The organism is Labrenzia sp. THAF35, assembly GCF_009363595.1.
In the GTDB taxonomy this organism is placed as follows: Bacteria; Pseudomonadota; Alphaproteobacteria; order Rhizobiales; family Stappiaceae; genus Roseibium; species Roseibium algicola.
Genome location: NZ_CP045380.1, coordinates 898,689 through 921,788, shown reverse-complemented (window position 1 = coordinate 921,788; position 23,100 = coordinate 898,689). Strand labels below are relative to the sequence as shown.

Below are 23,100 nucleotides of genomic sequence, written 5' to 3'. Positions count from 1 at the left end.
ATCACAATGGAAATCAGCACGAACGATTACCGCGTTTGGACTGAAGGCTCCGCCATCCACTACGAAGGAACGATGCGGCTTTCAGGAACAGATGCCTACGCACCTATTCTGGACATCATGAATTCCGTTCTGGCGGCCAAGCCGGAACTCATCACCATGGACCTGACAAGCCTGGAATTCCTGAACAGCTCCGGCATCAACCTGCTCGCAAAGTTCACGATCGAAATCAGAAAGCAGCCGGAAGTCGGCGTTCGGGTTCTGGGCTCCAAGTCCATTCCCTGGCAGTCGAAATCACTCCGCAACCTGCAGCGTCTGCACCCGGCGCTTGAACTGACGATTTCCTGATCCCGCACTCGAGCGCGTGAGGACGTGCTGATGCAAGCGCAACGGAAATGCCCGCAGACTTCCGGCCTCGGTTTCAAGAAGGCCGGATGAATTGCGCATGTCGCAGGCCTAATATCCGTCCTCGTTGCAACAGGCTTTCAGTCGTCCCGCCAGTCTCCCGGACATGATAGTGAAAATCTCGGCAAGGCAATCCTGATCACGGCGCAGGTCGCAGCTGGCGCTATCAGCGTCGTGAAAGTTGCCTGCAAAGCGCCGGTCAAATGATCGGGCAGGGTTTGCAATCCTGCTCGGAGCCTCAGGCTATGAAGTTCCTGTCGCGGCGGTGAAGGGCTTTCCACCGCTCGTAATCCGCCAGGCCGGTTCCTGACTTTCCCGTTTCAAAAATCCCTTGGCCGGCAATGCGATCCGGCGGAATATGCCGGTTGATCCGCCGGCTCCCGTGCCGCGGGCAGCCCACCCTTGGCAGGACTGGCGGTATCGCTTTTTTTGGATACCGTTTCTGACCTGCTGCTTCTTGTCAGCGCCATCTTCCGGAGGCCTTAATGACCCTGTCCGCTGAAGCCGTCGAAATCCTGAAATCCGTCAGCACGGCGACACTCACCACGATCCTTCTGAAAAAGGGACTGCGCAACGTCTGGATCCGCGGGGCAATGCCGCTCGATCGCTCCAGGCCCCGGATCGTCGGGCCGGCATTTACCCTTCGTTTCGTGCCTGCGCGTGAAGACCTGGCAACGCCTGCTTCCTGGGGCTCTCCCATTTCAACACGTGCGGCCATCGAGGAGATGCCGGAAGGATGCGTCGCGGTCATCGATGCGATGGGCATCCGCGACGCCGGTGTCTTCGGCGATATCCTGTGTGCCCGTATGCGCAAACGCAATGTCGCTGGCATGGTCACAGACGGCACAGTGCGCGATCTGGCCGGCGTGCTGGCGTCGGATCTGCCGGTCTGGTGCAGCGGTGTCTCGGCCCCGCCTTCGGTAGCCGGTCTAACCTTCGTCGGCTGGCAGGAAACCATCGGTTGCGGCGGTGTTGCGATCATTCCGGGCGATATCATCGTGGCAGACGGCGATGGTGCGGTCGTGATCCCTGCAGCCACGCTTGATGACGTGCTGAAGGAAGCCCCGGAACAGGAACGCATGGAGGCCTGGATCGTCGAGCAGGTCGACGCAGGTGCGAAGCTGCCGGGCCTTTACCCGATGAACGAGGAAACCAAAGCGCGCTACGAAGCCGAACGCTGAGGGGCGTCGGATGCCGGGATCTGCATTCGATAAGGGAATCTGACGACGATGCAGCGCGGCTGCCATGTCTCTTCCGGCCAGACTGTTCTGATAACGGGTGCTCGCGCGCCTGTTGCCCTGCATCACGCCCGGCTGTTTCATGCCGCTGGTTGGCGTGTTGTTCTGGCCGATATGCCCGCGCGCCCAGTCTCCCGGGCAAGTCGTGCCTGCGCACTCTATCAGCGTCTGCCATCGCCAAGGTTTCATCCGGAAGATTTCACTGATGCGCTCGAGGCGCTGATCGAACGCGAAAAGCCGTCCCTGATTGTCCCGACCTGCGAGGAGGTCTTCTACCTGGCGGCAATCCGGGAGAGGCGTGGCCTTGGGGCAGAGCTGTTCGCGCCAGGTCTCGACCTGCTTCAGACGTCCCATAACAAGCATGACTTCATCAAGCTGTGTGAAGGGTTCGGGATTGCCGTGCCTGAAACACGGCTGCTGACGTCTCGGCAAGATGTCACCGACCTTGGCAAGCATGCCGAAAGCCTTGTGTTCAAGCCCGTCTGGTCGCGCTTCGCCGGTCAGGTCCTTGTCTCTCCAGCGTGCCGCAAGTTGAGGCAAGTGGTGCCGAGCGCTGCAATGCCCTGGGTTGCCCAGGAACGGTTGGAAGGAGACGAGATCAGTGCCTACGTCCTGGCGCGCGACGGCAAGGTGCTGGCAGTGTCGATGTACCGTTCGCTATACCGGGCCGGTGCTGGCGCGGGGATCTGTTTTGAACCGGTAACGGACCCGGCAACACGGGCTTTAATCGAAACATTCGTCGGGAACACCGGTTGGACCGGGCAGGTTTCGTTTGACCTGATGCGCCTTGAAGACGGCTCTGTGCGCCCGCTGGAATGCAATCCGCGCGCGACCAGCGGCCTGCATTTTTTCAAGGACGCGGACCGGTTCGTCCGCACGCTTTTGCAAGGTGGTGACGAAGTCTTGCCGGACGTAGCAGGCATTCAGGCCGTGCGGCTGGCCATGTGGGGCTACGGTCTGCCTTCAGCGCTCCGCTCACGAGATTTTGCCCGCTTCCGGGAGGTCCTCGGTGCGGCCGAGGAGATCCTCGGAACCGCGGACGATCCTGCGCCCGGACGTGCTCAAATACCTGCCTTGCTGGAAATCGCGACCATAGCCATGCGCAACCGCATCAGTCTTCAAAGCGCCACCACGAGGGACATCGAGTGGAACGGGCCGGATCAAAGTTCGATATAGGCACTTCTGGGGGACGCTGCCGCACCTGGCAGCTCGCCCTCTTCAATTGCCTCGATATCCCTTCGTAAATAGTCGAGCGGTCCGATCAGAGGCCTTGCGTCCGGAAAGCGCGCCGCGTTTTCAAGCGAGGATTTCAACACGCGGCGGTCTTGTTCCAGAGCGATGCGGAACATCGGCTGGAACATCCAGGACTTGACCTGGTCGAGCAGACCCTCGTTCGGTCCGATCAGGCAACCGATACCTTCAACAAGTCCGTCGGCCGCCTGCCGCAAATGGAAGGTGGTTGCCAGTGCAAGGCCGTTTTCGCCCCAATATTCCAGCTCGGCGATACCGGGAAAGCGATACCGCCCGACAGTCCGCACCCGCCCGGCTTCCAGCAGCCTGCTGATCAGGCCATGCTGCCGGTCCTCCCCGGTGTAGACGGCCTCGACCCAGCCAGGCCCACCGGTGATATCGACCCGAACCCGATGCCGCTTGCTGCTGAGGCCGCGCAGCAGGCCCTTGTGGGTGAAATGGGTGTGGGTCGCATCGAGGATGTTTTCGGCAGCATCGATCAATGTCGAGTTGGTGCTGCTGCGCACGAGGCGCACCACTGTCTTTCTGCCTTCCATCGGGTGCAGGTAGGGTTCACCTGCGGGGTCTCCTTTGGAAAGAAAAACCACGCCGTCCTTCACGAAGGTCTTGAGGCCGGGAATCCGGTACCCCGGCACGTCGCCCATGTGTCCCGGAATGGCGGTGCAGCGTCCGCCGCCGTCAAAACGCCAGCCATGATAGGGGCATTCGATCTCGCCTCGGACGACCTTTCCTTTCGACAGTTCCATCAGCCGGTGCGGACAACGGTCGGCCAGAGCCGAAATGCCCGACGCGCTCTTGAACAGCACCACAGGTTCGCCGCCGAATTCGACACGGGCCGGTCGGCGCTTCAAATCCTTCACGAGCGCCGCGGCCTGCCAGAAATCCTTTGATGAAGTCATAGGTCGAAGGCCTCCAGAAGGGGAATGCCGATGCGCGACAGAAGCTTTTCGAGGCTTCGCACTGCCAGTTGCCTGCGCCGGGACAGATGGCCCGCATAGACGGCGTTGAACTCGATTTCCGGTTCTGCCCCGCGCAGCCGTTTGAAGTGGCCGGCGCCCGCGCTCATGTTGAAAAAGAGAGTGTGCCGGTCTGCAATGTCCTGGCCTGCCGCCATGACCAGCCGATAGAGACCCTCCTTCAGCGGCAGGCGGGTGTCGTATCCAACCAGCGGCTGCGTCAATGTGCGGCCGTTGGCAAAGAAACCGGCTACCGCCACCAACTGGCCGCTGTCATCGCGATAACCAAGCAGTTGGAACAGGCCTCTGCGGTGGCATTCCCGGATGTAGGTTGCGGTGTACTGCGGATTGAGCGGTGTGTACTTGTCGAGATAGAGCATCTTGTAGAGCTCCGCGGCACGGTCAAAATCCGAACCCTCGAAGCTGTCGTTTTCCGCGAGCCGATAGGGCGTCTGTTGCATCAGCCTTGTGTCGTAACTGCGGTTTTGCGTCGGCCGTCCTGGCGTTTGGTCACCGGAGTAGAGATAGATCCGCCGTGCCGCCAGAAGCCTGAACCCAGCTTGCTTGAGGGCGTTCATCGATGACCGGTCCGCCCGGCCATTGAGCGACCGGATGACAATGGCATGCTCCGGATGGCGCTGAGACAGGGTTCTGGCGATCTCGCGGGCTGCGGCTGCATCGATTTCCGGCACCGGATTGGTTGATAGCAGCCAGTTGTTCACCTGCACCTGTCGATCAAGCCCGCTGGCCGCGATCAGCGGCGCACAGGCCCGGATCAGCGGTCGCACCAGATGGTAGGTCAGTGGCGACTTCAGGAAATTGCGCGTTTCCTCGACTGCATAGTCGATATAGGCAGCGCTGGGTGAACAGATGTAACACGTCGGCGGACGGCTCGGTTCGTTGATCGTCACCGGAAAACACCGCCCTGCAATCTCCAGCGAGCTGACACGCGTCGTGAGGTTGGCAACAAGATCAGGCATGGCAAAGTCGTTGCACAAACGCACGAAGGCATGAACTGTCTCGGGGGCGTTGCTCACACCTCCATTGGCCGACGTGTCCCGCATGACCGTATCCTTCGCTGTGGTCATGATTGAGCCTGCCGCCTAAACCGGCTTTCCACCCGCCGCAGCTTGCGGGTGTTTTCCAGGGGCAGCCTGTCCCGGCGGAGCGAAATTGCAGGTACGAGGCCCTGTGAGCTCAGGGTTTTGCCAAGTGCCGCCAGGGCCGCTTCAGCGCTCGTCTCCGCCACCTCCGGCGGGAGCTGCAGGGTCACCGATCCATCTTCTTCCTGCACAAGGCGAAAATCGGATATCTCGCGCGAGGCATCCAGAACCGAATTGCGCAGGATGTCGGGTGTAACCGGCACGTCCGTTCCCGCTTCGCTGGTGAAGAGAAAGATATCGTCCATCCGTCCGATCACTTCATCAACCGTCTGAAGCGGCGAGCCACAGGAGCATGGTGTCGACGACAGGCGCAGGAGATCGTTCATCCGGTATCGCGCCATGATCTGGAAATCGCGGCGAAAGCCTGTCACCAACGGAGTGACGAGATCGTTTGCGACCGGCTCGAACTCGAAAAAATTGGCGTCCTCGGCAAGATGCAGGCGGCCATGGGCACACGTCACGGCGAAAAGGCCTTCGGTTGCCATGTAGATCTGCCCGAGGGGAATGCCGAACCTCTTCTCGACAACGACCCGGTCGATCGGGTCGAGCGTTTCCGCACCTGCATAAAGCTTGCGAGGGGCAAGTCGGTCCGACGTTTCCGCCAGGTGCCGCAACACCCTCGGCGGCGCGACGATGGTCGTCGGATTGAAGGTTTCCAGTTCGTCCAGCCAGGAAGCGATGCCATGGCGGAGATCGAAGAACCGCAATTGCAGTTGCCGCAGTCTGGCCGGGCTTTCGTAAAGCGAGGAGGACTGCGGCAGGATGATCGCAACCCGTTCCGGATGCCAGAGAAAGCGGGGTAAGGTCTTGGCCAGAATAGTGCCGAGCCAACGGAACCGCTCTGGTGCGGTAATGGCATAGAGGCCGCGGTTGCCGCTGGTGCCCGTACTGGCTCCGATGTTGATCCCGTCGATCTCGCCGCCCGCCTCCAAGGCCTGCCATCCGGCCTCGGCGGTGATCCGGGCCCTGTTGAAGGCTTCGAACCGGCTCATCACGATGGCTTTGTCGATCACCGGCAGTTGGTCGAGGCGTGGAGGCGCGTCGCGGTAGAAATCGACCTTGGGAAGCGACTGGCGCAACCAGCCATCCAGTCGACGTTTCTGCCAGTCCTCGAAAGCCTTTCGAGATCGGCCACTGCGGCCGGTCCAGAGCGTTTCGGCAAAGGCAATGCCAGTCTGAAAACGCCCGTTCATTGCGGGACCTCCGGCAAATCGTATGGACTGTCGGACGGATCGTGGCACAGCAGAACATCGCCGCCTTGCTCCCGGAAGGCGGTAACCCGGCGGCTGCTTGCGGCAAGTGCCCGGCGATCCGAAGCGACAAGAGCCGCGGGCAGTCCGGGGGCCTTGCCTGGATCAAGCGCTGCCGCACACCACTGGGTATCGACCGCATAAAGCAATGGCACCGGCTGAGCGGCAAAGCAGATGCCGAAATGGCCTTCCGCATGACCGGGCAGATTGACGGCCAGCGTCTCACCATCCCCAAAGAGATCAGCCCCTTCGCCGAACCCATGGGGAGCTGGCTTGACCGGCAGTTGGTCGATATCGACGATCCGGCTGGAGAGATCCTGCGGCAGCAACTCGTCAAAGACGCCGTGGCGCAGATTGGAAAACCTTGAGCGCGCCTCGACACTGGCGTGCACTGCTGCCTTCGCATAGATCCTCGCCTTCGGGAATAGGTGAAGCGCGGCAACATGATCGGCGTGAAAATGGGTCAGCACGATGGCTGCAACATCTGCTGTGCTTGCGCCCAGGCGATCAAGCACACGGGCTGGCTGGTGCTCTTCGATCAGCGTCGGCCGGAGCAGACTGGCATAGATCCGAAGCGGCAGACTGCGCCCGGCACCTTCCGTGACCCGGGGGCCGTAACCTGTATCGATCAGCACCAGTCCGGCGGTCGGGTGCTGGTAAACCCCATAGCGTACCTTGAAGCGAAGCGGGTGACGCCCACCACTACGGAGCACCAACCGCTCCGGCGCGGAAACAAACGCGCTGTTTGCAAACACCGGGGTCAATGGGCTTTCCCTTCGCCGAGTGTTTTTGCAAGACCGCTTTCGAAGTCGATCTGCGGTCGCCAGTCCAGCAACCGCTCCGCCTTGGAAATGTCGAGGCTCTGCCGGAAGGCGAAGAGGCCTAGCGTATAGGGTGTCGCCAGAGGTTCGCCGGCGCCAGGCACAAGCAGACTTGCCGTCTCCAGAAGCCTGGCCACCAGGACAGCCGGGGCCAGGGAGCGGTTCTGCCAGCGAACCGGAATGCCCTTGGCGGCACAGACACGCTCGACAATGAAACGCACCGGCAAAGGTTCGCCGCCGGAAATGTTGAACGTCTCGCCTTCGCATTCCGGAGAGGCTTCAAGGGCCGTCTCGACGGCTGAGAGCAGATCATCGACATGGGTCAGGTCGATGGAGGCAGCTCCATTCCGGAAAACCGGCAAGGGTCGCTTCTGGGCTGCGGCGAGCAAACGCGGCAGGAGTGTCGTGTCCCCCGCACCATAAAGGCCGCGTGGACGCAGGTTGATCGGGCCAAGGTCGGCGCGGGTTAGCACCAGCCGTTCGGCCTCGGCCTTTGTCGCCGCATAAGCGTTGATGGGCGGCGGCAACAGCGCATCTTCCCGGACGTTCTCCTTGTCCTTCATCTCGAAATAGACGGTGGGCGAGGAAATGTTGACGAACCGCCGCACGCCAAGCTTTTCCGCAAGATCAAGCAGGTGTTTTGTCCCGGTGACATTCGCCGCCACGAAGGCGCTTCGTGGTCCCCAGGGCGCGGAGAGCGCCGCGCAATGCACTATGGCGCCGACCGGACCAAAAGGCGCGATCTGATCCTTGTCGCAGGGGTTGGAAAGATCCATGCGAACGACGTCAAAGCCCTCGGCCTCAAGGTGCTGACACTGCAACTCGCTGCGGCCGAGAGCGATCGGGTTGGAGCCTTTGGCGCGCAAATGACGGATCAGGGCTCCGCCCAGAAATCCCGTTGCTCCAGTGATCAGCAAGCGCCCCATGGTCAAACCTCAAGGGCCATGCCGCCGAAGGTCACACCGGCCGATGTCCCGAGCAACAGCACGCGCATGCCGGGCTCGATCCGGCCCTGGCGCCAGGCAATGTCGAGCGCGGTTGGCAGCGATGCTGCAATCTGGTTGCCGTGGGTGCAGCCGATGTCGACCACCCGGCTGCGCTCCATGCCGGTTTCCCGGATCATGTGCTCCAGCGCGAGCGGGCTTGCCTGGTGCGGTACGACGAAGTCGATATCCTGCCGGGCCCATCCGGCTTTCGACAGCAACTGGTCGACGAACTGCGGAAAGTGCTTGTGCGTGACACGGAAGAGGTCCTTGCCGTCCATGTGAAACACGGCATGCCGGGCGAAGGCCTCGCGGTCCTTGTGAAAATCGAACCGAGTGCCTCCGGCCCCGATCTCGCATGCTGCATAGGCGGAGGGGTAGGTTCGCAGCAGCGCGGCCGCAATGCCCGGGCCATTCTCGCCTCCTGTCGTCAGGACTGCTGCAGCCGCGCCGTCGCCGAACAGGGCGGCAACATCGGGCTGGTCTACCCAGGGCAGTGCGCGCGAGGCGATGTCCGCGGCAAACACCAGCACCGACGTTGCTTGCCCCAGCGCAAGTTTGTTGGCGGCAAGTTCGAAAGCGGTCAGGAAGGAAAGACAAGTCGCATTGACATCGTAGGCCGCCGCCGTGCCATCGGCAAAACCCAGTCTCTGCATCACCAGTGGCGCGGTTGCCGGCAGGGTCTGGTAGGGAATTCCGCACGCACCGAGGACGAGGTCGACGTCCCGAGGCGTTTGGCCTGCCTTTTCAAGCGCGGCTTGGCAAGCCGCAACCGCCAGATCTATCTGGCTTTCCTCTGCTGCGACAAACCGGCTTGAAACGCCGGACAGTTTTTGAAGATGTCCGGCAGGAAAGCCCAGCTGAAGATCGAGGGTTTCCGAGGTGACGGACTTTGCAGGCAAGGCATGTCCAGTGCCTGCAATTCTGACGGGAAGAATGGATGCGGCCTCCGTTTGCGCTCCGGTCCGGACCGGCTTCAGACAAGGATCTAAGTCACGGGCCGAAGACACGCAAGGAGGATGGGGCATTGGACCAGGCGGAGAAGCCGGAACCCGCATGCCAGAAATGGGGGCCGCATTTCAGAACGCGGGCAGATCGCAGCCCCAGGACCCGGTCATGCCCTTTGAAACGCAGCCTGTGTACCCGCGGAGCAAAGACGTTGATTATGCGGTGTCACGCCGAACCTGTTTTGATAGGTGCGGATGAAATGCGAAGCGGATTCGTAGCCGCAGGCCAGGGCGATCTCGGACACGGACCGTTCGGTCTGCAGCAGAAGATTGCGGGCACGCGTGAGCTTCTGGTCTATGGCAAATCGTTTCGGCGACACCTTCAGGTGTTTCTGGAACAACCGCTCGAGCTGCCGGGTGGAAATGCCGATCTTGCGGGCGATCTCGGATGTCGGCAGGTAATAGGGCGCGCTTTCGTTCAGCAGACGAATTGCCTCTGCAATATGCGGGTTCCGGATTCCGTGCCGCGCCTGTAGTGAAATCTGCTGGGCAGCGTTGGCAGGCCGAACACCGGAATAGACCATCATGTCCGCAATCGCGACCGCCAGGTCCGTACCGTGGGCTTCGCCGATCAGGTGCAGCATCATGTCGGTCGCCGCGGTGCCGCCGGATGCGGTGACGAAGGCCTCGTCCGTGACGAAGACATTCTTGCACAACTGCACGTCCGGAAAGGTTTCCTCGAAACTGTCGTGGAACGACCAGTGAATGGCTGCGCGGCGGTCGTTCAACAGGCCAGCCTTGGCAAGAATATAGGCGCCCGAACAGATAGCACCGATCTGGGTGCCCCGGGCACGCTCCCGCCGCAGGAAGCTCAGCACCTCCGGCGCCGCCCGGTCGCCGACATTCTGACCGGAGATCAGGAACAGGCTGGAGCGCGCGGGCAAAGGACCGAGGCCCTGCTCCACCAGCGTCACGGTTCCGTTGGAGCAGACCGCCCTTTGACCATCGGGTGAGGCCAGTCGCCACCGGTAGATTTCCTCTCCCTGAAGCAGGTTGGCGATACGCAGCGGCTCCACCGCGCAGGCGAAGGCGATATGCGAAAAATCTTCAAGCAACAGGAAGGTGACGTCAGTGGTTCGGGACATGTCGCTTTTCTCCGGCCTCTGTCGCCTCTGGCCGATCAGGGCCTTTCGGGCGCATGTATTATTATTGTGTTGATATTGTACACATCATGTATACAAACGAGTCAACTGAATTCGGAATGGAGCGTCACATGCCCCCTGTACGCGGCACGGCAAAGTCGAATGCCTATGAGGATCTGAAACGCGCGATCCTGACGTTGGAGCGCAAGCCCGGCAGCCCGCTGGAAGAAACCGATCTGTGTGATCTCTACGGCCTCTCCCGGACCCCTTTGCGCGAGGTGCTGCAGCAGCTGGCGGGTGAAGGCTATGTCACGCTGCAGCTCAATCGGGGTGCGCGCGTTTCCGACATGACCCACTACACGCTGCGGGACTTTTTCCTTGCCGCACCGCTGATCTACAGCGCCGTGCTTCGGCTCGCCGCGCAGAACGCGACGCCGGCACAGATCGAGGAACTGCGTCAGGCTCAGAAAGAATTCCGGGCCGCCATGGCAAGGGGCGACGTGATTGAACGGGCACTCACAAACGACCGTTTCCACCGCATCACCGGCCACATGGCGGGCAACAGCTACCTGCTGGCGAGCCTTGACCGGTTGCTGATCGACCATACCCGGATCGGCATGACCTTCTTCCGCCCCAAGTCCGGTGCGAAGGAAGATCGCCTCGAGCTGGCCGGCCGCCAGCATGACGAGATGATCGAGGCGATCGAGCAGGGCGACGACAACCGTGCCGCGGAACTGGCGCTGGAGCACTGGGCTCTCTCGCGTGACCAGATCGAACTGTTTGTCATGCCTGAAGGCCTGGAAGCTCCGCTCGGCATCCCACCCAAACTCAAATCCGCATGAGGCAGACACCACGATGACCCCAATCATGAAGTTCGAAGGCATCTACACGCCCGTGGTCACGCCCTATGACGGCGAAGGCAACGTGGTCTGGGATGCCCTGGCCGCTGTTGTCGACCATCTTGTCGACAGTGGTGTGCACGGCCTGATTTCCGGTGGATCGACGGGCGAAAACTATGCCCAGACCGTCGAGGAACGTCTCGAACTGGCGCGCTTTACCGCGCAAAAGCTTGCAGGCCGCCTGCCTCTGATCGTGGGAACGGGAACCATGAGGACACCGGATTCCATCGCGCTTGCGGAAGGTGCCGCGGAGATCGGTGCCGATGCCATTCTGGTGGCAACACCGCCCTATTCGGTGCCGACCGAGAGGGAAAACGCGCTCAATGTCCTGACCATCGACCGGGCCGCCGATCTTCCGATCATGCTCTATAACTATCCGGGCCGGATGGGGGTGAACATGGGCGAGGAATTCCTCGACCGGGTTGGCCGTTCGCGCAATGTCTGCGCCATCAAGGAAAGCTCTGGCGACATCAACCGCGTCCACCTTCTGGCACGCGACTACCCGCACATCCAGATGTCCTGCGGCATGGACGATCAAGCGCTGGAATTCTTCGCCTGGGGGGCACGCAGCTGGGTGTGCGCCGGCTCGAATTTCCTGCCCGAAGAACATGTTGCCCTTTACCGGGCCTGCGCCGTTGAAGGGAATTTCAGCAAGGGGCGGCGGATCATGTCGGCAATGATGCCGCTGATGCGCGTGCTGGAACAGGGCGGCAAGTTCATTCAATGCGTCAAGCACGGGGTGGAAATGAGCGGGCTCTATGCCGGTCCGCCGCGCCCGCCGTTGAAGGCACTCAACAAGGACGACAAGCGCCAGCTCGACCAGGTCGTCCGGGTTCTGAAATCCACCATTCAAGACATCACGGCGGGAGAATGATCATGACCGACCTTCTGACGCGCGAGGAATACAAGGCGCTCGCTGCCGGCCTGACCTTGCCGACAAATGCTTTCATCGACGGCTCTTACCGCCCGGCGGCATCGGGCAAGACCTTCGAGACGGTCAATCCCGCCACCGGCGAGACACTTGCCTCCGTGGCAGCCTGTGGTGCAGAGGATGTCGATTTCGCCGTGCTGAAGGCCCGGGAAGCCTTTGAGGACGGCCGGTGGTCGAAGCTGCATCCGTCGGAACGCAAGGACACGCTGATCCGCTTTGCCAAGCTCATCACCCGCAACCGGCGGGAGCTGGCCGTGATGGAGAGCCTCGACAGCGGCAAGACGATCTACGATTGCGAAACCGTGGATGTGCCGGAGACGATCCATTGCCTGAAATGGCACGCAGAGGCGATCGACAAGATCTACGATCAGGTCTCGCCCGCCTCCGATGATCACATCGCCATGATCGTGCGCGAACCGGTTGGCGTCGTCGGGCTGGTTCTGCCCTGGAACTTTCCGCTGCTGATGCTCGCCTGGAAAATCGGTCCGGCGCTGGCGGCAGGATGTTCGGTCATCGTCAAGCCGGCCGAAGAAACATCGCTCACCGCCCTGCGCATTGCGGAACTTGCCATGGAAGCCGGCATTCCGCGGGGTGTCTTCAATGTCGTTCCCGGCTCCGGTCCGGGCGTCGGTGAACCGCTTGGCCGGCACATGGACGTCGACATGATCTCCTTCACCGGTTCGACGGATACCGGCCGCCGGTTCCTGCGCTATGCCGCCGACAGCAACCTGAAGGAGGTCGTTCTGGAAATGGGCGGCAAGAACCCGAGCGTTGTCCTTAAGGACGCGGAAAATCTCGACCGGGTGGCTGCTCATGTCGTCAATGGCGCGTTCTGGAACATGGGCGAGAACTGTTCGGCAAGTTCCCGCCTGATCGTGGAAGAAGACATCAAGGAAGCGCTGCTGGAACGCATTCTGGCCCATGCACGGGAATGGACGATGGGAGATCCCCTTGATCCGGAGCATCGTGTCGGTGCGCTCGTCTCTAGCGATCATTTCGCCAAGGTCAGTTCCTATCTGGACAAGGGCGCAAAGGTGTTGATGGGCGGCGACAGCCGCGATGGCGCTTTCGTCGTACCAACCGTTCTGGAAACCGATCCGGGGTCCATCATTGCGCGGGAGGAAATTTTCGGTCCGGTCTTGAGCGTTCTGACCGTAAGAAGCTTCGATGAGGCCATCGCGCTGGCCAATGATACACAGTACGGCCTTGCCGCCTCGATCTTCACCGGCAACGCCAGAAAGGCGCTGCGTGGTGCCCGGGCGATCCGGGCCGGCACCGTGACCGTCAATTGCTTTGGCGAAGGCGACATCACTACGCCGTTCGGAGGGTTCAAGCAGTCCGGTTTCGGTGGGCGGGACAACAGTTTGGCGGCACACGACCAGTACACCCAGCTGAAGACCATCTGGCTGGATCTGTCCGACGACGAGGACGAGGCCGTCGGATGACGAAACGGGCCGCCGACACTCTGCCGAACCTGCAAGGCCCGGCGGCCTGGAACACCATCCTGCCGAGACAACAGCCCGCGCAGGTGCTGAGCGAACAGATCAGCGCGGATGTCACGATCATCGGTGCCGGTTTTGCCGGTCTGTCGGCGGCGCGGCGCCTTCTCCAGTCAGACCGAAATCTCAAGGTTGTCGTGCTCGACGCTTGCCGGGTAGCGGAAGGATCGGCCGGACGCAATTCCGGATTCATGATCGACCTGCCGCATGAGCTGACATCGGAGGATTATGCCGGTAACGGTGACGACAAGTCTCTGATCGCCCTCAATCGAGAGGCAATCGGCTTTGCGCGTGGCGCGGTCGAGGACTACGGGATCGACAGGCACTATTTTGATCCTGCAGGCAAGATCAACGGTGCGGCTAGCATCAAGGCCGATCATCATAACCGCAGTTATGCCGACCATCTGACGAGCCTCGGTGAAAAATATGAGCTGCTCGACCGCCAACAGATGGCGGACCTGACCGGAAGCAGACACTACGTTGGCGGACTTTATACCCCCGGTACGGTCATGCTGCAGCCCGCCGGATATATCCGCGGACTTGCCGCCGGACTTCGGCGGGAAGGCGTGCGGGTTTTCGAGCAAAGCCCGGTCCTGTCTTTCACCAGGGAAGGTGAAAGCTGGAAGGTGGAAACGCAATCCGGATCCGTTTCAACGGCAAAAGTCATCCTCACGGTCAATGGTCATCTGGAGAGTTTCGGTTTCGAACGAAACCGGCTGATGCAGCTGTTCCTGTTTGCCGTCATGACGCCCGAGCTGGACGGTGCGGCGTTGAAGAAACTTGGCGGCCAAAGCCGCTGGGGCATCACGCCATCTGATCCGATGGGGACGACCTTGCGCCGGATCGACGCCGGTCAGGGTGGAAACAGGATCGTTACGAGAACCTGCGCCGTCTTGAAACCCGACATGCGGCTGACACCGGCAAGCGTGGAACGTGCGGCCCGTGTCATGCAACGCAAGTTCGACCGGCGGTTTCCGCAGTTGGCAGGGTTGAAGATGGAATACAAGTGGGCAGGACACCTTTGCCTGTCGCTGAATGGTGTCGCGGTCATGCGAGAGCTGGAGCAGGACGTGTTTTCCGGTTGCGTACAAAACGGTCTCGGCACCGCACGCGGAACCCTGACCGGAATGGGCGCTGCTGATCTCGCGCTGGGACAGACCAGCAGCATCACCCGTCATTTCGGTGCTGAAGCCCGGCCGAAAAAACTGCCGCCACAGCCATTCCGGGAAATCGGTGCCAATGCCGTGCTGCGCTGGAAGGAATGGCGCGCGGCCGAGGAATGATCCCGGCCAGAGTCCGACCGGGCGTCAGTAGACCCATTCGAACACATAGCCCGAGATCAGTGACCCGGTAACGGCAAGCGCCAGGTAAAGCAGAAACGGTCGCAGTTTCAGCACGGGAAATATCGCAAGCGCTCCCCAGATGCTGACAACACCTCCGGAGACCAGAAACGCCATCGCCGCGCCGGGCGACATGCCGTTGTCGATGAGACCGCGGGTCAGCGGCAAGGCCGCATAACCGTCGATATAGGCCGGAGCGCCGACGAAGACGGCGGCGGGTATGGCCCACCAGGTGTTCGAGCCAAGATAGGCTGCCAGCGATCCCGGGGTCAGAGCTGCATTCAGCGCATATTCGGCGAAGAAGGCCGGGATCAGGCAGATCAGGATCAGCCGTGTGGTCGCTGCTGCCTGCCGCGCGAAGGCCTTGCGCCGGCTGCTGTTGCGCCAGACACGCGGTTCAAACGATGTCGCGCCGTCACAGCACCGCGCCGTCAATTTCGCGGCTAGCCCACCAGACCGCAGCGCCGCTTCACCGCTTCGCTCACGCGTGAGCGCTGCTGTGACGGATCCGCCAAATACACCCAGAGCGAAGGCCGCCACGGTCTTGCCGACTGCAAAGGTAATACCGAGGGTCGCCGCCGTAGTCGCCAGCATAGCCGGATCGGTAATCGGCGAGGACAGCCAAAACGCCATGACCGGGGCAAGGGGAACCCCGGCTGCCAGCAACCCGGCCATCAGAGGCAGGATCGTCACCCCGCAGACCGGCGTAATCGCCCCCATGGCAGACGCCACGAGGACCGCGCGCATGAGCCGTCCTTCAAACGCGCGGCCGATGATCCTGTCGGCACCGCTGGCCATGATCCAGGCCGTGAGGGCTATGCCCGACACGACGAGCGGGGCAACCTGAAGGAGACCCTGTCCGGTGAATAGGATTCCCTGTTTGAAGAACTGCGGCCACAGCCAGACAAGTCCGGCGAGGAGGCCAGCTCCGGCTCCGGCGGCAATTCTTCGGGATCCAGAAAACGTGGCTGTTGCCGTCTGTCCTTCCATGAAGGCCTCCAGTGATTGACGGCTTCAGACTAGGCGTGATCTAAACATTGGTGAAACGAATATCTTAAATGTCAGATATTGAAAAATTGGATGAATAACCTCGACAGTGAACTCCTCCGAACTTTTCTGGCGGTCGCCGGGACGGGCAGCGTCACTGAAGGTGCCCGCCTGATCGGCCGGTCACAATCGGCAACCAGTCTTCAGATCATGCGCCTTGAAGAGGTGATCGGGCGGGATCTGTTCGAGCGGACCGGCCGCGGTGTGACGCTGACGGAGACCGGGCAGCGCCTGATGCCGGTCGCAAGGGATGTGAAAGAACGGCTGGATGCCGTCCTGAGGGAAATCACCGCCGATGGTTTGCGCGGAAAGCTTCGCCTTGGCATTCCTGACGACCATGGCCAGGCAAAGCTTGCGAAGATCCTGTCTGCCTTCGCACAATCGCACCCGCAGGTGGAGCTTGAGGTAACCTGTACGATCAGCACCGATTTCCCGGAGCTGCTGTCCAGGGGAAAGCTGGATCTTGCCGTCTACGAGGTTGAAACGATCGGCAGAAACGAAGAGGTGGTTTTTGAGGACCCGACCTGCTGGGTAATGTCGCGTTACCGGGATCTTCTGGCCGAAGAGCCGGTTCCGGTCGCCCTTTTCGACCGCGCCTGCTGGTGGCGTGAGGCGGCCCTCAAGTCGCTTGAGGCAGGAGGGAGGCCTTACCGGATTGCCTTTTCAAGCCAGAGCGTGGCGGGCGTAACGGCTGCCGTGGAAGCGGGTATTGCGATTGGGCTTCTGGGGCGGTCTACTCTCGCGGGCCACCTCAAGGTGCTTGGCAACGAGCATGGGTTTGCCTCGACACCCATGTCGAAACTTGTCATCGGCGTTGCAGCCAGCGCCAATCAGGATCTCGTCAGGACAATGAAGTCCGCTATTCGGCAGGCATTTTGAACCGCTCCAAGTCCTTCAGGGCAAGCTCAACCGGGTCATTCTGCCACCGTCGACCGTGTAGACCTGACCGGTGACAAAACCGCTTTCCTCCGCTGCCAGGAAAGCGACCAAGGCGGCAACTTCCTCCGGCTTGCCCGTCCGGCCAGCCGGGTGGATCTTGCCAATATCGCGCCGGAAGGCATCTGGATCCGGGGTCGCCTTGATGAATTCGAGATTGAGTTCCGTATCGATCCAGCCTGGCGCAACCGCGTTGCAGCGAACGCCGTCCTTGCCGTGATCGACCGCAACGGCGCGCGTCAGGCCGTGAAGCCCGGCCTTGGAGGCGGAATAGGCAGCGTGTAGCGGATTGCAGCCGATGCCTTCGATGGAGCCGACATTGACGATGCTTCCGTGTGTCTGGCGCAAATGCGGCAAGGCATGTTTGATCATCAGGAAAGGCGCGGTCAGATTGACCGCCAACGAGTGCTGCCAGTCGGCGAGCGACATGTCTTCGATCGCCGCTTCCTGCATCAGGCCGGCATTGTTGACGAGCACATCCAGCCTGCCGCCTTTCGTTACCACGCCTTCGATAATGCGGGCAGGGGCTTCCATGTCGGCAAAATCCGCCTGGACATGCTCAAACTCAGGATCCTCGCCGCGCTGGGCCGTGAAGACCCTGGCACCTTCATTTTGCAAGCGCCGGGCAATCGCACGACCAATGCCGCTTCGCCCGCCCGTGACGAGGGCAATCTTCCCTTCGAACCGCATCATGACACCGGTTTTCCGCCGTTGACCTCAACCAGCGAACCGCACATGTAGCGCGCGGCATCGGAGGCAAGAAACAGAACGACGTCCGCGATATCATCCGGCCGCGCCACCCGGCCAAGCGGAACGGTCCTGCCGAGTTCGGCAATCGCCGTTGCGGGGTCAAAGCCGCGCTTTTCGAACCCGGTCCGCAGCATCGGTGTGTCGACCTCGTTCGGGCAGACGGCATTGATGTGGATGCCCTGGTGGGCATGGTCCCGGCCCATGCACTGGGTCAGCGAAGCGATCGCCGCCTTGGTCATGCAATAGACAGCGTGGTTCGGGCCCGGGTGAACACCCCAGCAAGAGGCGATGTTGACGATGGCCCCACCTCCGGCCTCCGCCAGCAACGGGATACCCGCCCGGCAGATGCGGAAGGGAGCTTCGACATTGACCCCGATCGACAGCGCCCAGTCCTGATCGCTGGTCTCGGTCACGGGACCGCGGGTAATGACGCCGGCGTTGTTGATGATGATGTCGAGGCCGCCAAGTGCCTTGGCCGCCGTGCGGGGCAGTGCGTCTGCATAAGCCGGGTCCAGCAGGTTTCCCGAAATCCGGACTTCCGCATCAACGGCATCGCAATTCCGGTCGGCTGCGGCCACGCGTGCCCCTTCTGTCCGCAGCATCTGGGAGATGACTTTGCCGATCCCACCGGCGGCACCCGTCACAAGGGCGCGTTTGCCTTTAAAGCGCATATCGGTTTCCAGTTCAGAAAGAAGCCATGGCGGTGCCGAACAGGGTCTCGTCCGGTTCGACACCAAGGCCCGGGCCTTGTGGCAGGGCAATGTGACCGTCCCGGATGCGCACGCCTTCGCCGATGGAATAACTGCCCTCGATCATGGGCTCCGCAAGCCAGACCCCTTCCAGCAGAGACGGCTTCACCGTCGCAGCTACATGGGTACAGGCGGCGGCGATGATGTCGCCGCCCCAGGCATCGTCACAGGTATGCGGCAGCGAGACGGCTTCGCAGATATCCCGGAACGCAGCCATCTGCTGCAGTCCGCCGATCCGGGTCACTTTCATGCCGAATCCATCGACCAGTCCGCGCCCGGCGGCCCGGATGACCGTTGCCAGGTCGACACCGTTCTCGTCCATGTAAAGTCCGTGGTGGATCTGCGGCCTGATCTTCTCCAGGTCCTCGATCCGGTTGCAGGGCTGTTCCAGAATGAACGGAATATCCGGGCATTCGCGACTGACGCGCAGCGCGTCTCGTGTGGTCCAGCCTCGGTTGCCGTCGACCGCAAGACGCATGCCGGATCCGGCGATCTTGTCCCAGACCCTGCGGATCGTCTCGATATCGCGCTCGACGTCCTTACCGCTCATCTTGATCTGCAGGCGCGGGTAGCCTTCGTCCCGTTTCTCCGCGGCAATGCTGGCGATCTCTTCGGGAGCACCGACACCGGTTGCGTAATAAGAGGGAACGCGTTCCGCGGCGACACCCCCGAGAAGATCGGCAACCCTAAGTCCCAGATGTTTGCCGAGCAGGTCATGAACGGCAATGTCGATTGCCGCCTTTGCGTAGTTGTGCCCGTTGAGCTGGCCGTTCATGAGGCGACCGATCGTCAGGGGGCGAACATCCTGGCCAATCAGCGCAGGGGCGATCTGCTGCAGCGCCGCCTGCGCTCCACCGGAATGCGCTTCGGCGTAAGTCGGGCCGACGGGGCAGGTTTCCCCCCAGCCGGTATGCCCGTTGTCCGCAGTCAGCTTGACCAGGGTGGTCTGGAGAGACCAGACCTCGGCGTTTGCCATCTTGTAGGGGCCGCCCCTGACCGGCAGGTCATGGCGGAAGAGCTCGACAGACTTGATTTTCATGAACCGCCTCGTAGGGCAGAAGAGAATGCACGGGCAGCCCGGTTTTTAGGCCGGTACCGCGGTTCAATAGTCCTGGTTCAGCGCATCTGCCGCCGGGATTTCACGCTCGCGCCGCGCGATGTAGTCGAGAAGGGCCTCGTTTTTGGCGGGGTCGAGAGCAGGCTCCTGATACTCGGACAGAAGCTTGCGGGCGATGCCAAGCGCCCGTTCGGTGATCTCCACTTCTCCCTCGGCCTTCCATTGCTCGATGGAATTGTTGTCGAAGGTCTCCGGCATGAAGAACGCCCGCTGGAAATTCTCCTGGGTGTGCGGGTGCCCCAGGTAATGCCCGCCAGGGCCGACGTCGCGAATGGCGGCAAGGCCTTCGTCGAAATCGTCCCAGCGCGGGCCCTCCGCCATGCGGTAGGCCATTGCGCACTGCTCTGCGTCGACGATGAACTTGGCAACGGAGCAATGCATCCCGGCCTCGTTCCAGCCGGCCGCGTGCCAGATGTAGTTGGCACCTGAATGGATAACGGCGCTCAGCGTTGCTGCGCTCTCATACCCGGCTTGCGCGTCAAAGGTCTTGGCACCGCCGAGCGATCCGGAGGTCCGCCAGGGCACATCGTAGAACCGCGCCATCTGCCCGATCATGAAGTTCATCAGGCTGATCTCGGGGGTGCCGGCCATCGGCGCACCGGATTTCATCGAGACCGTCGACAGATAATGCCCGTAAATCGCAGGTGCGCCCTTCCGGATCACCTGGGTGTAGGCAAGGGCGCTCAGGGCTTCCGCGTTGAGCTGGGCAACGGCGGGGACGACGCTTGCCGGGGTATTGGCTCCGCCAAGCACGAAGGGGGAGCAGAGCACGGGCTGATTCCGTTTCGAAAAGGCCCGCATTGCGCCCAGCATGGTCTCGTCCCAAACCAGCGGAGAATTTCCGTTGCAGTTTCCTGTCGTGACCGGATGGGTCTCCAGATAGTCCTCACCGAACAGGATCGCGCAGATTTCCATGACATCTTCGGCGTTCTTCGGGCTTGTCGTCATGCCCATGAAGGTCTTGTCCGAATACTTGATCGAAGAATAGGTGATGCGCAGGTGCCGGTGGCTGATGGGGTGGTCGTAGGGCTCCACGATGTGGTGGGCGCTGGAATGCAGGGCCGGCAGCATGTGGCTGAGCTTGTGGAACATGGCCAGGTCCGCAAGCGTTGGATTGCGCCGCTCATTGTCGAGGTCACGCAGAAATGGTGCCCCGGTCATCGGCACGAAGATCGAACGATCTCCTCCGAGCGGGACATTCTTTGCCGGATTGCGGGCATGATAGGTGAAGCTGGATGGGATCGAACTGATGAGCTCACGCACCAGTCCCCGGTCCAGGTAGACCCTCTCACCCTCGACCTTGGCACCGGCCCGCTTCCAGTCGGCAAGGGCAATCGGATCGCGAAAGACGATACCAACCTCTTCCAGGATTGCCATGGAGGCATCGTCCAGCTTTCGGATCTGCTCTTCGTCCATGGGTTCGCACAGGGGAAGGGTGCGCCGCAGACCGGGCAGCATGGTATGGTCGGGAGCGGTGCGAATAGCCCGGCGGCCGGCACGGCCGCCGCTGCGGCTGCGTTGGGCAACACTCATCTTGTTCTCCGGTAATCGATTATTTTGACAAGAAGAATGCGCCTGATTTACCGCCCGACAGTGCCGAAATACGAACTGGCACTGCATTTTCCGACATTGTTGGAGAATAATCGTTTTTCATCTAAAAGAATTATCTGAGATCTGTATCAGTAGACCAGAATATACGCGCGTAGCATTTTCCGTGCCTGTCTGAAAATCAAAAATCATTCATAATAATGTTGCTGTGCACAATATCTGGGCAGCCAGTCAACATTAAACATTTTAAATGAGGAATTTATCCATGGGGGTGGCCGAGCAGGGGCAGTTCGTGTTTTGCTATGTAAATGTCGCAAATGAGCATCATGGTTACAAAAAAACAACGGATGCTACGTTTGGGAAATTGGCAAGTGACTGTTTAAGAAGAACCGGAAGGGGAGACAGATGACGAAGTCCAAAGATGCCGAGATGCTCGAAAGGCTTGAAGCAGCGGCCCGCACGGGAGGAATCAGTAAGCGTGATTTCCTTCGCTATTCCGTGCTGGCCGGATTGACAGCAAGCACCGCAACAGGCCTGTGGTCGACCGAGGCGAAAGCCCAGCCCAAGCAGGGTGGGACGTTCCGCTGGGGGATCCACGACGGCAACACCTCAGATTCTCACGATCCGGGTACCTATCTGACCCGCGTGATGATTTTCCTCGCCCACACGCACCGCAGCTACCTGACGATGATCATGGGCGACGGGTCGCTTGGGCCGGATCTGGCCGACAGCTGGGAAGCCAGCGAGGATGCGTCCGAATGGACCTTCAAGATCACTGAAAACGCCGAGTTCCACAGCGGCAGGAAACTGACGGCTGACGATGTCATCGCATCGCTGAACCACCACCGCGGCGACAAGACAACCTCCGCAGCCAAGGCGCTGCTGACGGATGTCACCGACATCACCAAGGACGGCGACTACACCGTTGTCGTGAAGCTGTCCGGTGGCAACGCCGACTTCCCATGGCTGATGACCGACTATCACATGGCGATCTGCCCGGCCAACGACGACGGCACGATCGACTGGCAGTCCGGTGACGGCACCGGTCCCTACAAGATCGACAACGGCGAGTTCGGCGTCCAGTTCAGCCTCAGCCGGCATGACGGCTGGCACCGTGAGGGCGCCTATTTCGACAAGGTCGAGCTGATCACCCTGAACGATCCGAACGCTCGTCAGACGGCACTTGTGACCGGCGATGTGGATGCGGTCTCGCTGATCGAGCTGAAGACCATGGGTCTGCTGCAGCGCAATCCGAACATCAAGATCCACAACATCCCGTCCGCGGGCGCGATCACGCTGCCGATGTTCTGCGACACGGCACCGTTCGACAATCCGGACGTGCGCAACGCGCTTAAGCTGGCCATGAACCGGGATGACATCATCGAGAAGATCACCTTCGGTGCAGCCACCAAGGGCAATGACTTCCACCATTCGCCGGCCCAGCCTTACTGGCCGGACGACATCCCGCAGCGTGATTACGATCCGGACCAGGCCAAGTCCCTGCTCAAGAAAGCGGGCGCGGAAGGTCTCACGGTCAGCCTCAGCACCGCGGACAGCGTCTATGCGGGTGCAGTCGACATGGCGGTGCTTTATGCCGAACACGCCAAGGCGGCGGGTATCAACATCAATGTCGTGCGTGAACCGAACGACGGTTATTATTCCGACGTCTGGCTGAAGAAGCCGTTCTGTCTCGTGTCCTGGGGCGCGCGTCCGACACCTGATGTCATGTACACGCTGGCCTACAAGAACGACGCGGCCTGGAACGAGTCTCACTGGAAAAACCCGCGCTTCAACGAGCTTCTGCTTCAGGCCAAGGCCGAGTTGGACGACACCCGGCGCGCGGAAATGTACCGCGAGATGGCGATGCTGGCCCGGGACGATGGCGGCACCATCATCCCGTTCTTCAACAACTTCGTTTACGCCAACAGCGCGAAGGTAGGCACGCCCGAGAAACTGGCTGCCAGCTGGGAAAATGACGGCGCGCGCGCCGCCAGCCGCTGGTGGTTCGAGTCCTGATTGAGGGGTTAGGCGGCGGCTAAGGCCGCCGCCTGCAATTTGGCCCTGCCCCGGACGCGGGACGGGCCGACCTGGACGGACAGGGCTCCTGCCAACGCAAAGCAAAAAGAGCTGA

Annotated in this window: 21 protein-coding genes; 9 read left to right on the top strand and 12 right to left on the bottom strand. The window is 61.2% G+C overall.

The genetic code is table 11. The annotated features are described in order from the left end of the window. Nucleotides 1-6 precede the first annotated feature (6 nt). From FIU93_RS04250 to FIU93_RS04240, 3 genes are all read left to right on the top strand, one after another. A complete protein-coding gene (locus tag FIU93_RS04250; RefSeq protein ID WP_022999184.1) occupies nucleotides 7-345 on the top strand; it encodes a hypothetical protein in 339 nt (112 codons plus the stop codon). Nucleotides 346-887: 542 nt separating this feature from the next. Further along, complete coding sequence (locus FIU93_RS04245) at nucleotides 888-1,583, top strand: ribonuclease activity regulator RraA (protein ID WP_022999182.1); 696 nt, start codon at nucleotides 888-890, stop codon at nucleotides 1,581-1,583. 48 nt (nucleotides 1,584-1,631) lie between these two features. Continuing rightward, nucleotides 1,632-2,816 carry an ATP-grasp domain-containing protein gene (locus tag FIU93_RS04240; protein WP_152504912.1) on the top strand — a complete coding sequence of 395 codons (1,185 nt, stop codon included), beginning with the start codon at nucleotides 1,632-1,634 and terminating at the stop codon, nucleotides 2,814-2,816. On the opposite strand, the gene FIU93_RS04235 is transcribed toward FIU93_RS04240, so the two are convergent. The 7 genes from FIU93_RS04235 to FIU93_RS04205 all read right to left on the bottom strand — a co-directional run bounded on the left by FIU93_RS04235 (nucleotide 2,801) and on the right by FIU93_RS04205 (nucleotide 10,156). Continuing rightward, nucleotides 2,801-3,790, bottom strand: a complete 990-nt coding sequence (locus FIU93_RS04235) for a Rieske 2Fe-2S domain-containing protein (protein WP_152504911.1) — start codon at nucleotides 3,788-3,790, stop codon at nucleotides 2,801-2,803. The genes FIU93_RS04240 and FIU93_RS04235 overlap by 16 nt on opposite strands. Next, complete coding sequence (locus tag FIU93_RS04230) at nucleotides 3,787-4,935, bottom strand: GNAT family N-acetyltransferase (RefSeq protein WP_152504910.1); 1,149 nt, start codon at nucleotides 4,933-4,935, stop codon at nucleotides 3,787-3,789. The genes FIU93_RS04235 and FIU93_RS04230 overlap by 4 nt, the downstream gene beginning before the upstream one ends. Next, nucleotides 4,932-6,203, bottom strand: coding sequence for a F390 synthetase-related protein (locus FIU93_RS04225; protein ID WP_152504909.1), 1,272 nt, complete (start codon nucleotides 6,201-6,203; stop codon nucleotides 4,932-4,934). The genes FIU93_RS04230 and FIU93_RS04225 overlap by 4 nt, the downstream gene beginning before the upstream one ends. After that, nucleotides 6,200-7,015: an MBL fold metallo-hydrolase gene (locus FIU93_RS04220; RefSeq protein ID WP_286202436.1), complete on the bottom strand. Its 816-nt coding sequence runs from the start codon at nucleotides 7,013-7,015 to the stop codon at nucleotides 6,200-6,202. The genes FIU93_RS04225 and FIU93_RS04220 overlap by 4 nt, the downstream gene beginning before the upstream one ends. A gap of 5 nt (nucleotides 7,016-7,020) precedes the next feature. Next, nucleotides 7,021-8,007: an NAD(P)-dependent oxidoreductase gene (locus tag FIU93_RS04215; protein ID WP_152504907.1), complete on the bottom strand. Its 987-nt coding sequence runs from the start codon at nucleotides 8,005-8,007 to the stop codon at nucleotides 7,021-7,023. Between the two features lie 2 nt (nucleotides 8,008-8,009). After that, entirely contained in the window at nucleotides 8,010-8,966 is a 957-nt protein-coding gene (locus tag FIU93_RS04210; RefSeq protein ID WP_286202403.1) for a 3-oxoacyl-[acyl-carrier-protein] synthase III C-terminal domain-containing protein, read from the bottom strand. A 212-nt stretch (nucleotides 8,967-9,178) separates the two neighbouring features. After that, a complete protein-coding gene (locus FIU93_RS04205; protein WP_152504906.1) occupies nucleotides 9,179-10,156 on the bottom strand; it encodes a GlxA family transcriptional regulator in 978 nt (325 codons plus the stop codon). A 128-nt stretch (nucleotides 10,157-10,284) separates the two neighbouring features. Between FIU93_RS04205 and FIU93_RS04200 the strand changes: the two genes are divergently transcribed. Genes FIU93_RS04200 through FIU93_RS04185 form a run of 4 tightly spaced genes read left to right on the top strand, consistent with a single transcriptional unit; the run spans nucleotide 10,285 to nucleotide 14,765 of the window. Continuing rightward, nucleotides 10,285-10,995 (top strand): GntR family transcriptional regulator, encoded by a 711-nt coding sequence (locus tag FIU93_RS04200; protein WP_152504905.1) that lies wholly within the window; start codon nucleotides 10,285-10,287, stop codon nucleotides 10,993-10,995. Between the two features lie 25 nt (nucleotides 10,996-11,020). Further along, nucleotides 11,021-11,926: a dihydrodipicolinate synthase family protein gene (locus FIU93_RS04195; protein ID WP_152507494.1), complete on the top strand. Its 906-nt coding sequence runs from the start codon at nucleotides 11,021-11,023 to the stop codon at nucleotides 11,924-11,926. Between the two features lie 2 nt (nucleotides 11,927-11,928). Then, on the top strand, nucleotides 11,929-13,428 hold the full coding sequence (locus FIU93_RS04190) for an aldehyde dehydrogenase (protein WP_152504904.1): 1,500 nt from the start codon (nucleotides 11,929-11,931) through the stop codon (nucleotides 13,426-13,428). Next, nucleotides 13,425-14,765, top strand: a complete 1,341-nt coding sequence (locus FIU93_RS04185; protein ID WP_152504903.1) for an FAD-binding oxidoreductase — start codon at nucleotides 13,425-13,427, stop codon at nucleotides 14,763-14,765. Before FIU93_RS04190 ends, FIU93_RS04185 begins: the two co-directional genes overlap by 4 nt. 24 nt (nucleotides 14,766-14,789) lie before the next feature. On the opposite strand, the gene FIU93_RS04180 is transcribed toward FIU93_RS04185, so the two are convergent. Further along, the gene (locus FIU93_RS04180) at nucleotides 14,790-15,812 is read right to left on the bottom strand and encodes a permease (protein ID WP_152504902.1); all 1,023 of its coding nucleotides are present in this window, start codon (nucleotides 15,810-15,812) and stop codon (nucleotides 14,790-14,792) included. Nucleotides 15,813-15,902: 90 nt separating this feature from the next. On the opposite strand from FIU93_RS04180, the gene FIU93_RS04175 reads away from it, so the two are divergent. Further along, the gene (locus FIU93_RS04175) at nucleotides 15,903-16,748 is read left to right on the top strand and encodes a LysR substrate-binding domain-containing protein (RefSeq protein WP_152504901.1); all 846 of its coding nucleotides are present in this window, start codon (nucleotides 15,903-15,905) and stop codon (nucleotides 16,746-16,748) included. 15 nt (nucleotides 16,749-16,763) lie between these two features. Here FIU93_RS04175 and FIU93_RS04170 read toward each other — a convergent pair whose 3' ends face one another. From FIU93_RS04170 to FIU93_RS04155, 4 genes are all read right to left on the bottom strand, one after another. Further along, nucleotides 16,764-17,498: an SDR family oxidoreductase gene (locus FIU93_RS04170; protein WP_152504900.1), complete on the bottom strand. Its 735-nt coding sequence runs from the start codon at nucleotides 17,496-17,498 to the stop codon at nucleotides 16,764-16,766. Beyond that, nucleotides 17,495-18,226: an SDR family oxidoreductase gene (locus tag FIU93_RS04165; RefSeq protein WP_152504899.1), complete on the bottom strand. Its 732-nt coding sequence runs from the start codon at nucleotides 18,224-18,226 to the stop codon at nucleotides 17,495-17,497. Before FIU93_RS04165 ends, FIU93_RS04170 begins: the two co-directional genes overlap by 4 nt. A 13-nt stretch (nucleotides 18,227-18,239) precedes the next feature. Further along, complete coding sequence (locus tag FIU93_RS04160; RefSeq protein ID WP_152504898.1) at nucleotides 18,240-19,343, bottom strand: mandelate racemase/muconate lactonizing enzyme family protein; 1,104 nt, start codon at nucleotides 19,341-19,343, stop codon at nucleotides 18,240-18,242. A gap of 63 nt (nucleotides 19,344-19,406) precedes the next feature. Continuing rightward, nucleotides 19,407-20,954 carry a trimethylamine methyltransferase family protein gene (locus FIU93_RS04155; protein WP_152504897.1) on the bottom strand — a complete coding sequence of 516 codons (1,548 nt, stop codon included), beginning with the start codon at nucleotides 20,952-20,954 and terminating at the stop codon, nucleotides 19,407-19,409. Between the two features lie 420 nt (nucleotides 20,955-21,374). On the opposite strand from FIU93_RS04155, the gene FIU93_RS04150 reads away from it, so the two are divergent. Further along, nucleotides 21,375-22,985 carry an ABC transporter substrate-binding protein gene (locus tag FIU93_RS04150; RefSeq protein WP_022999163.1) on the top strand — a complete coding sequence of 537 codons (1,611 nt, stop codon included), beginning with the start codon at nucleotides 21,375-21,377 and terminating at the stop codon, nucleotides 22,983-22,985. Nucleotides 22,986-23,100: the final 115 nt, after the last annotated feature.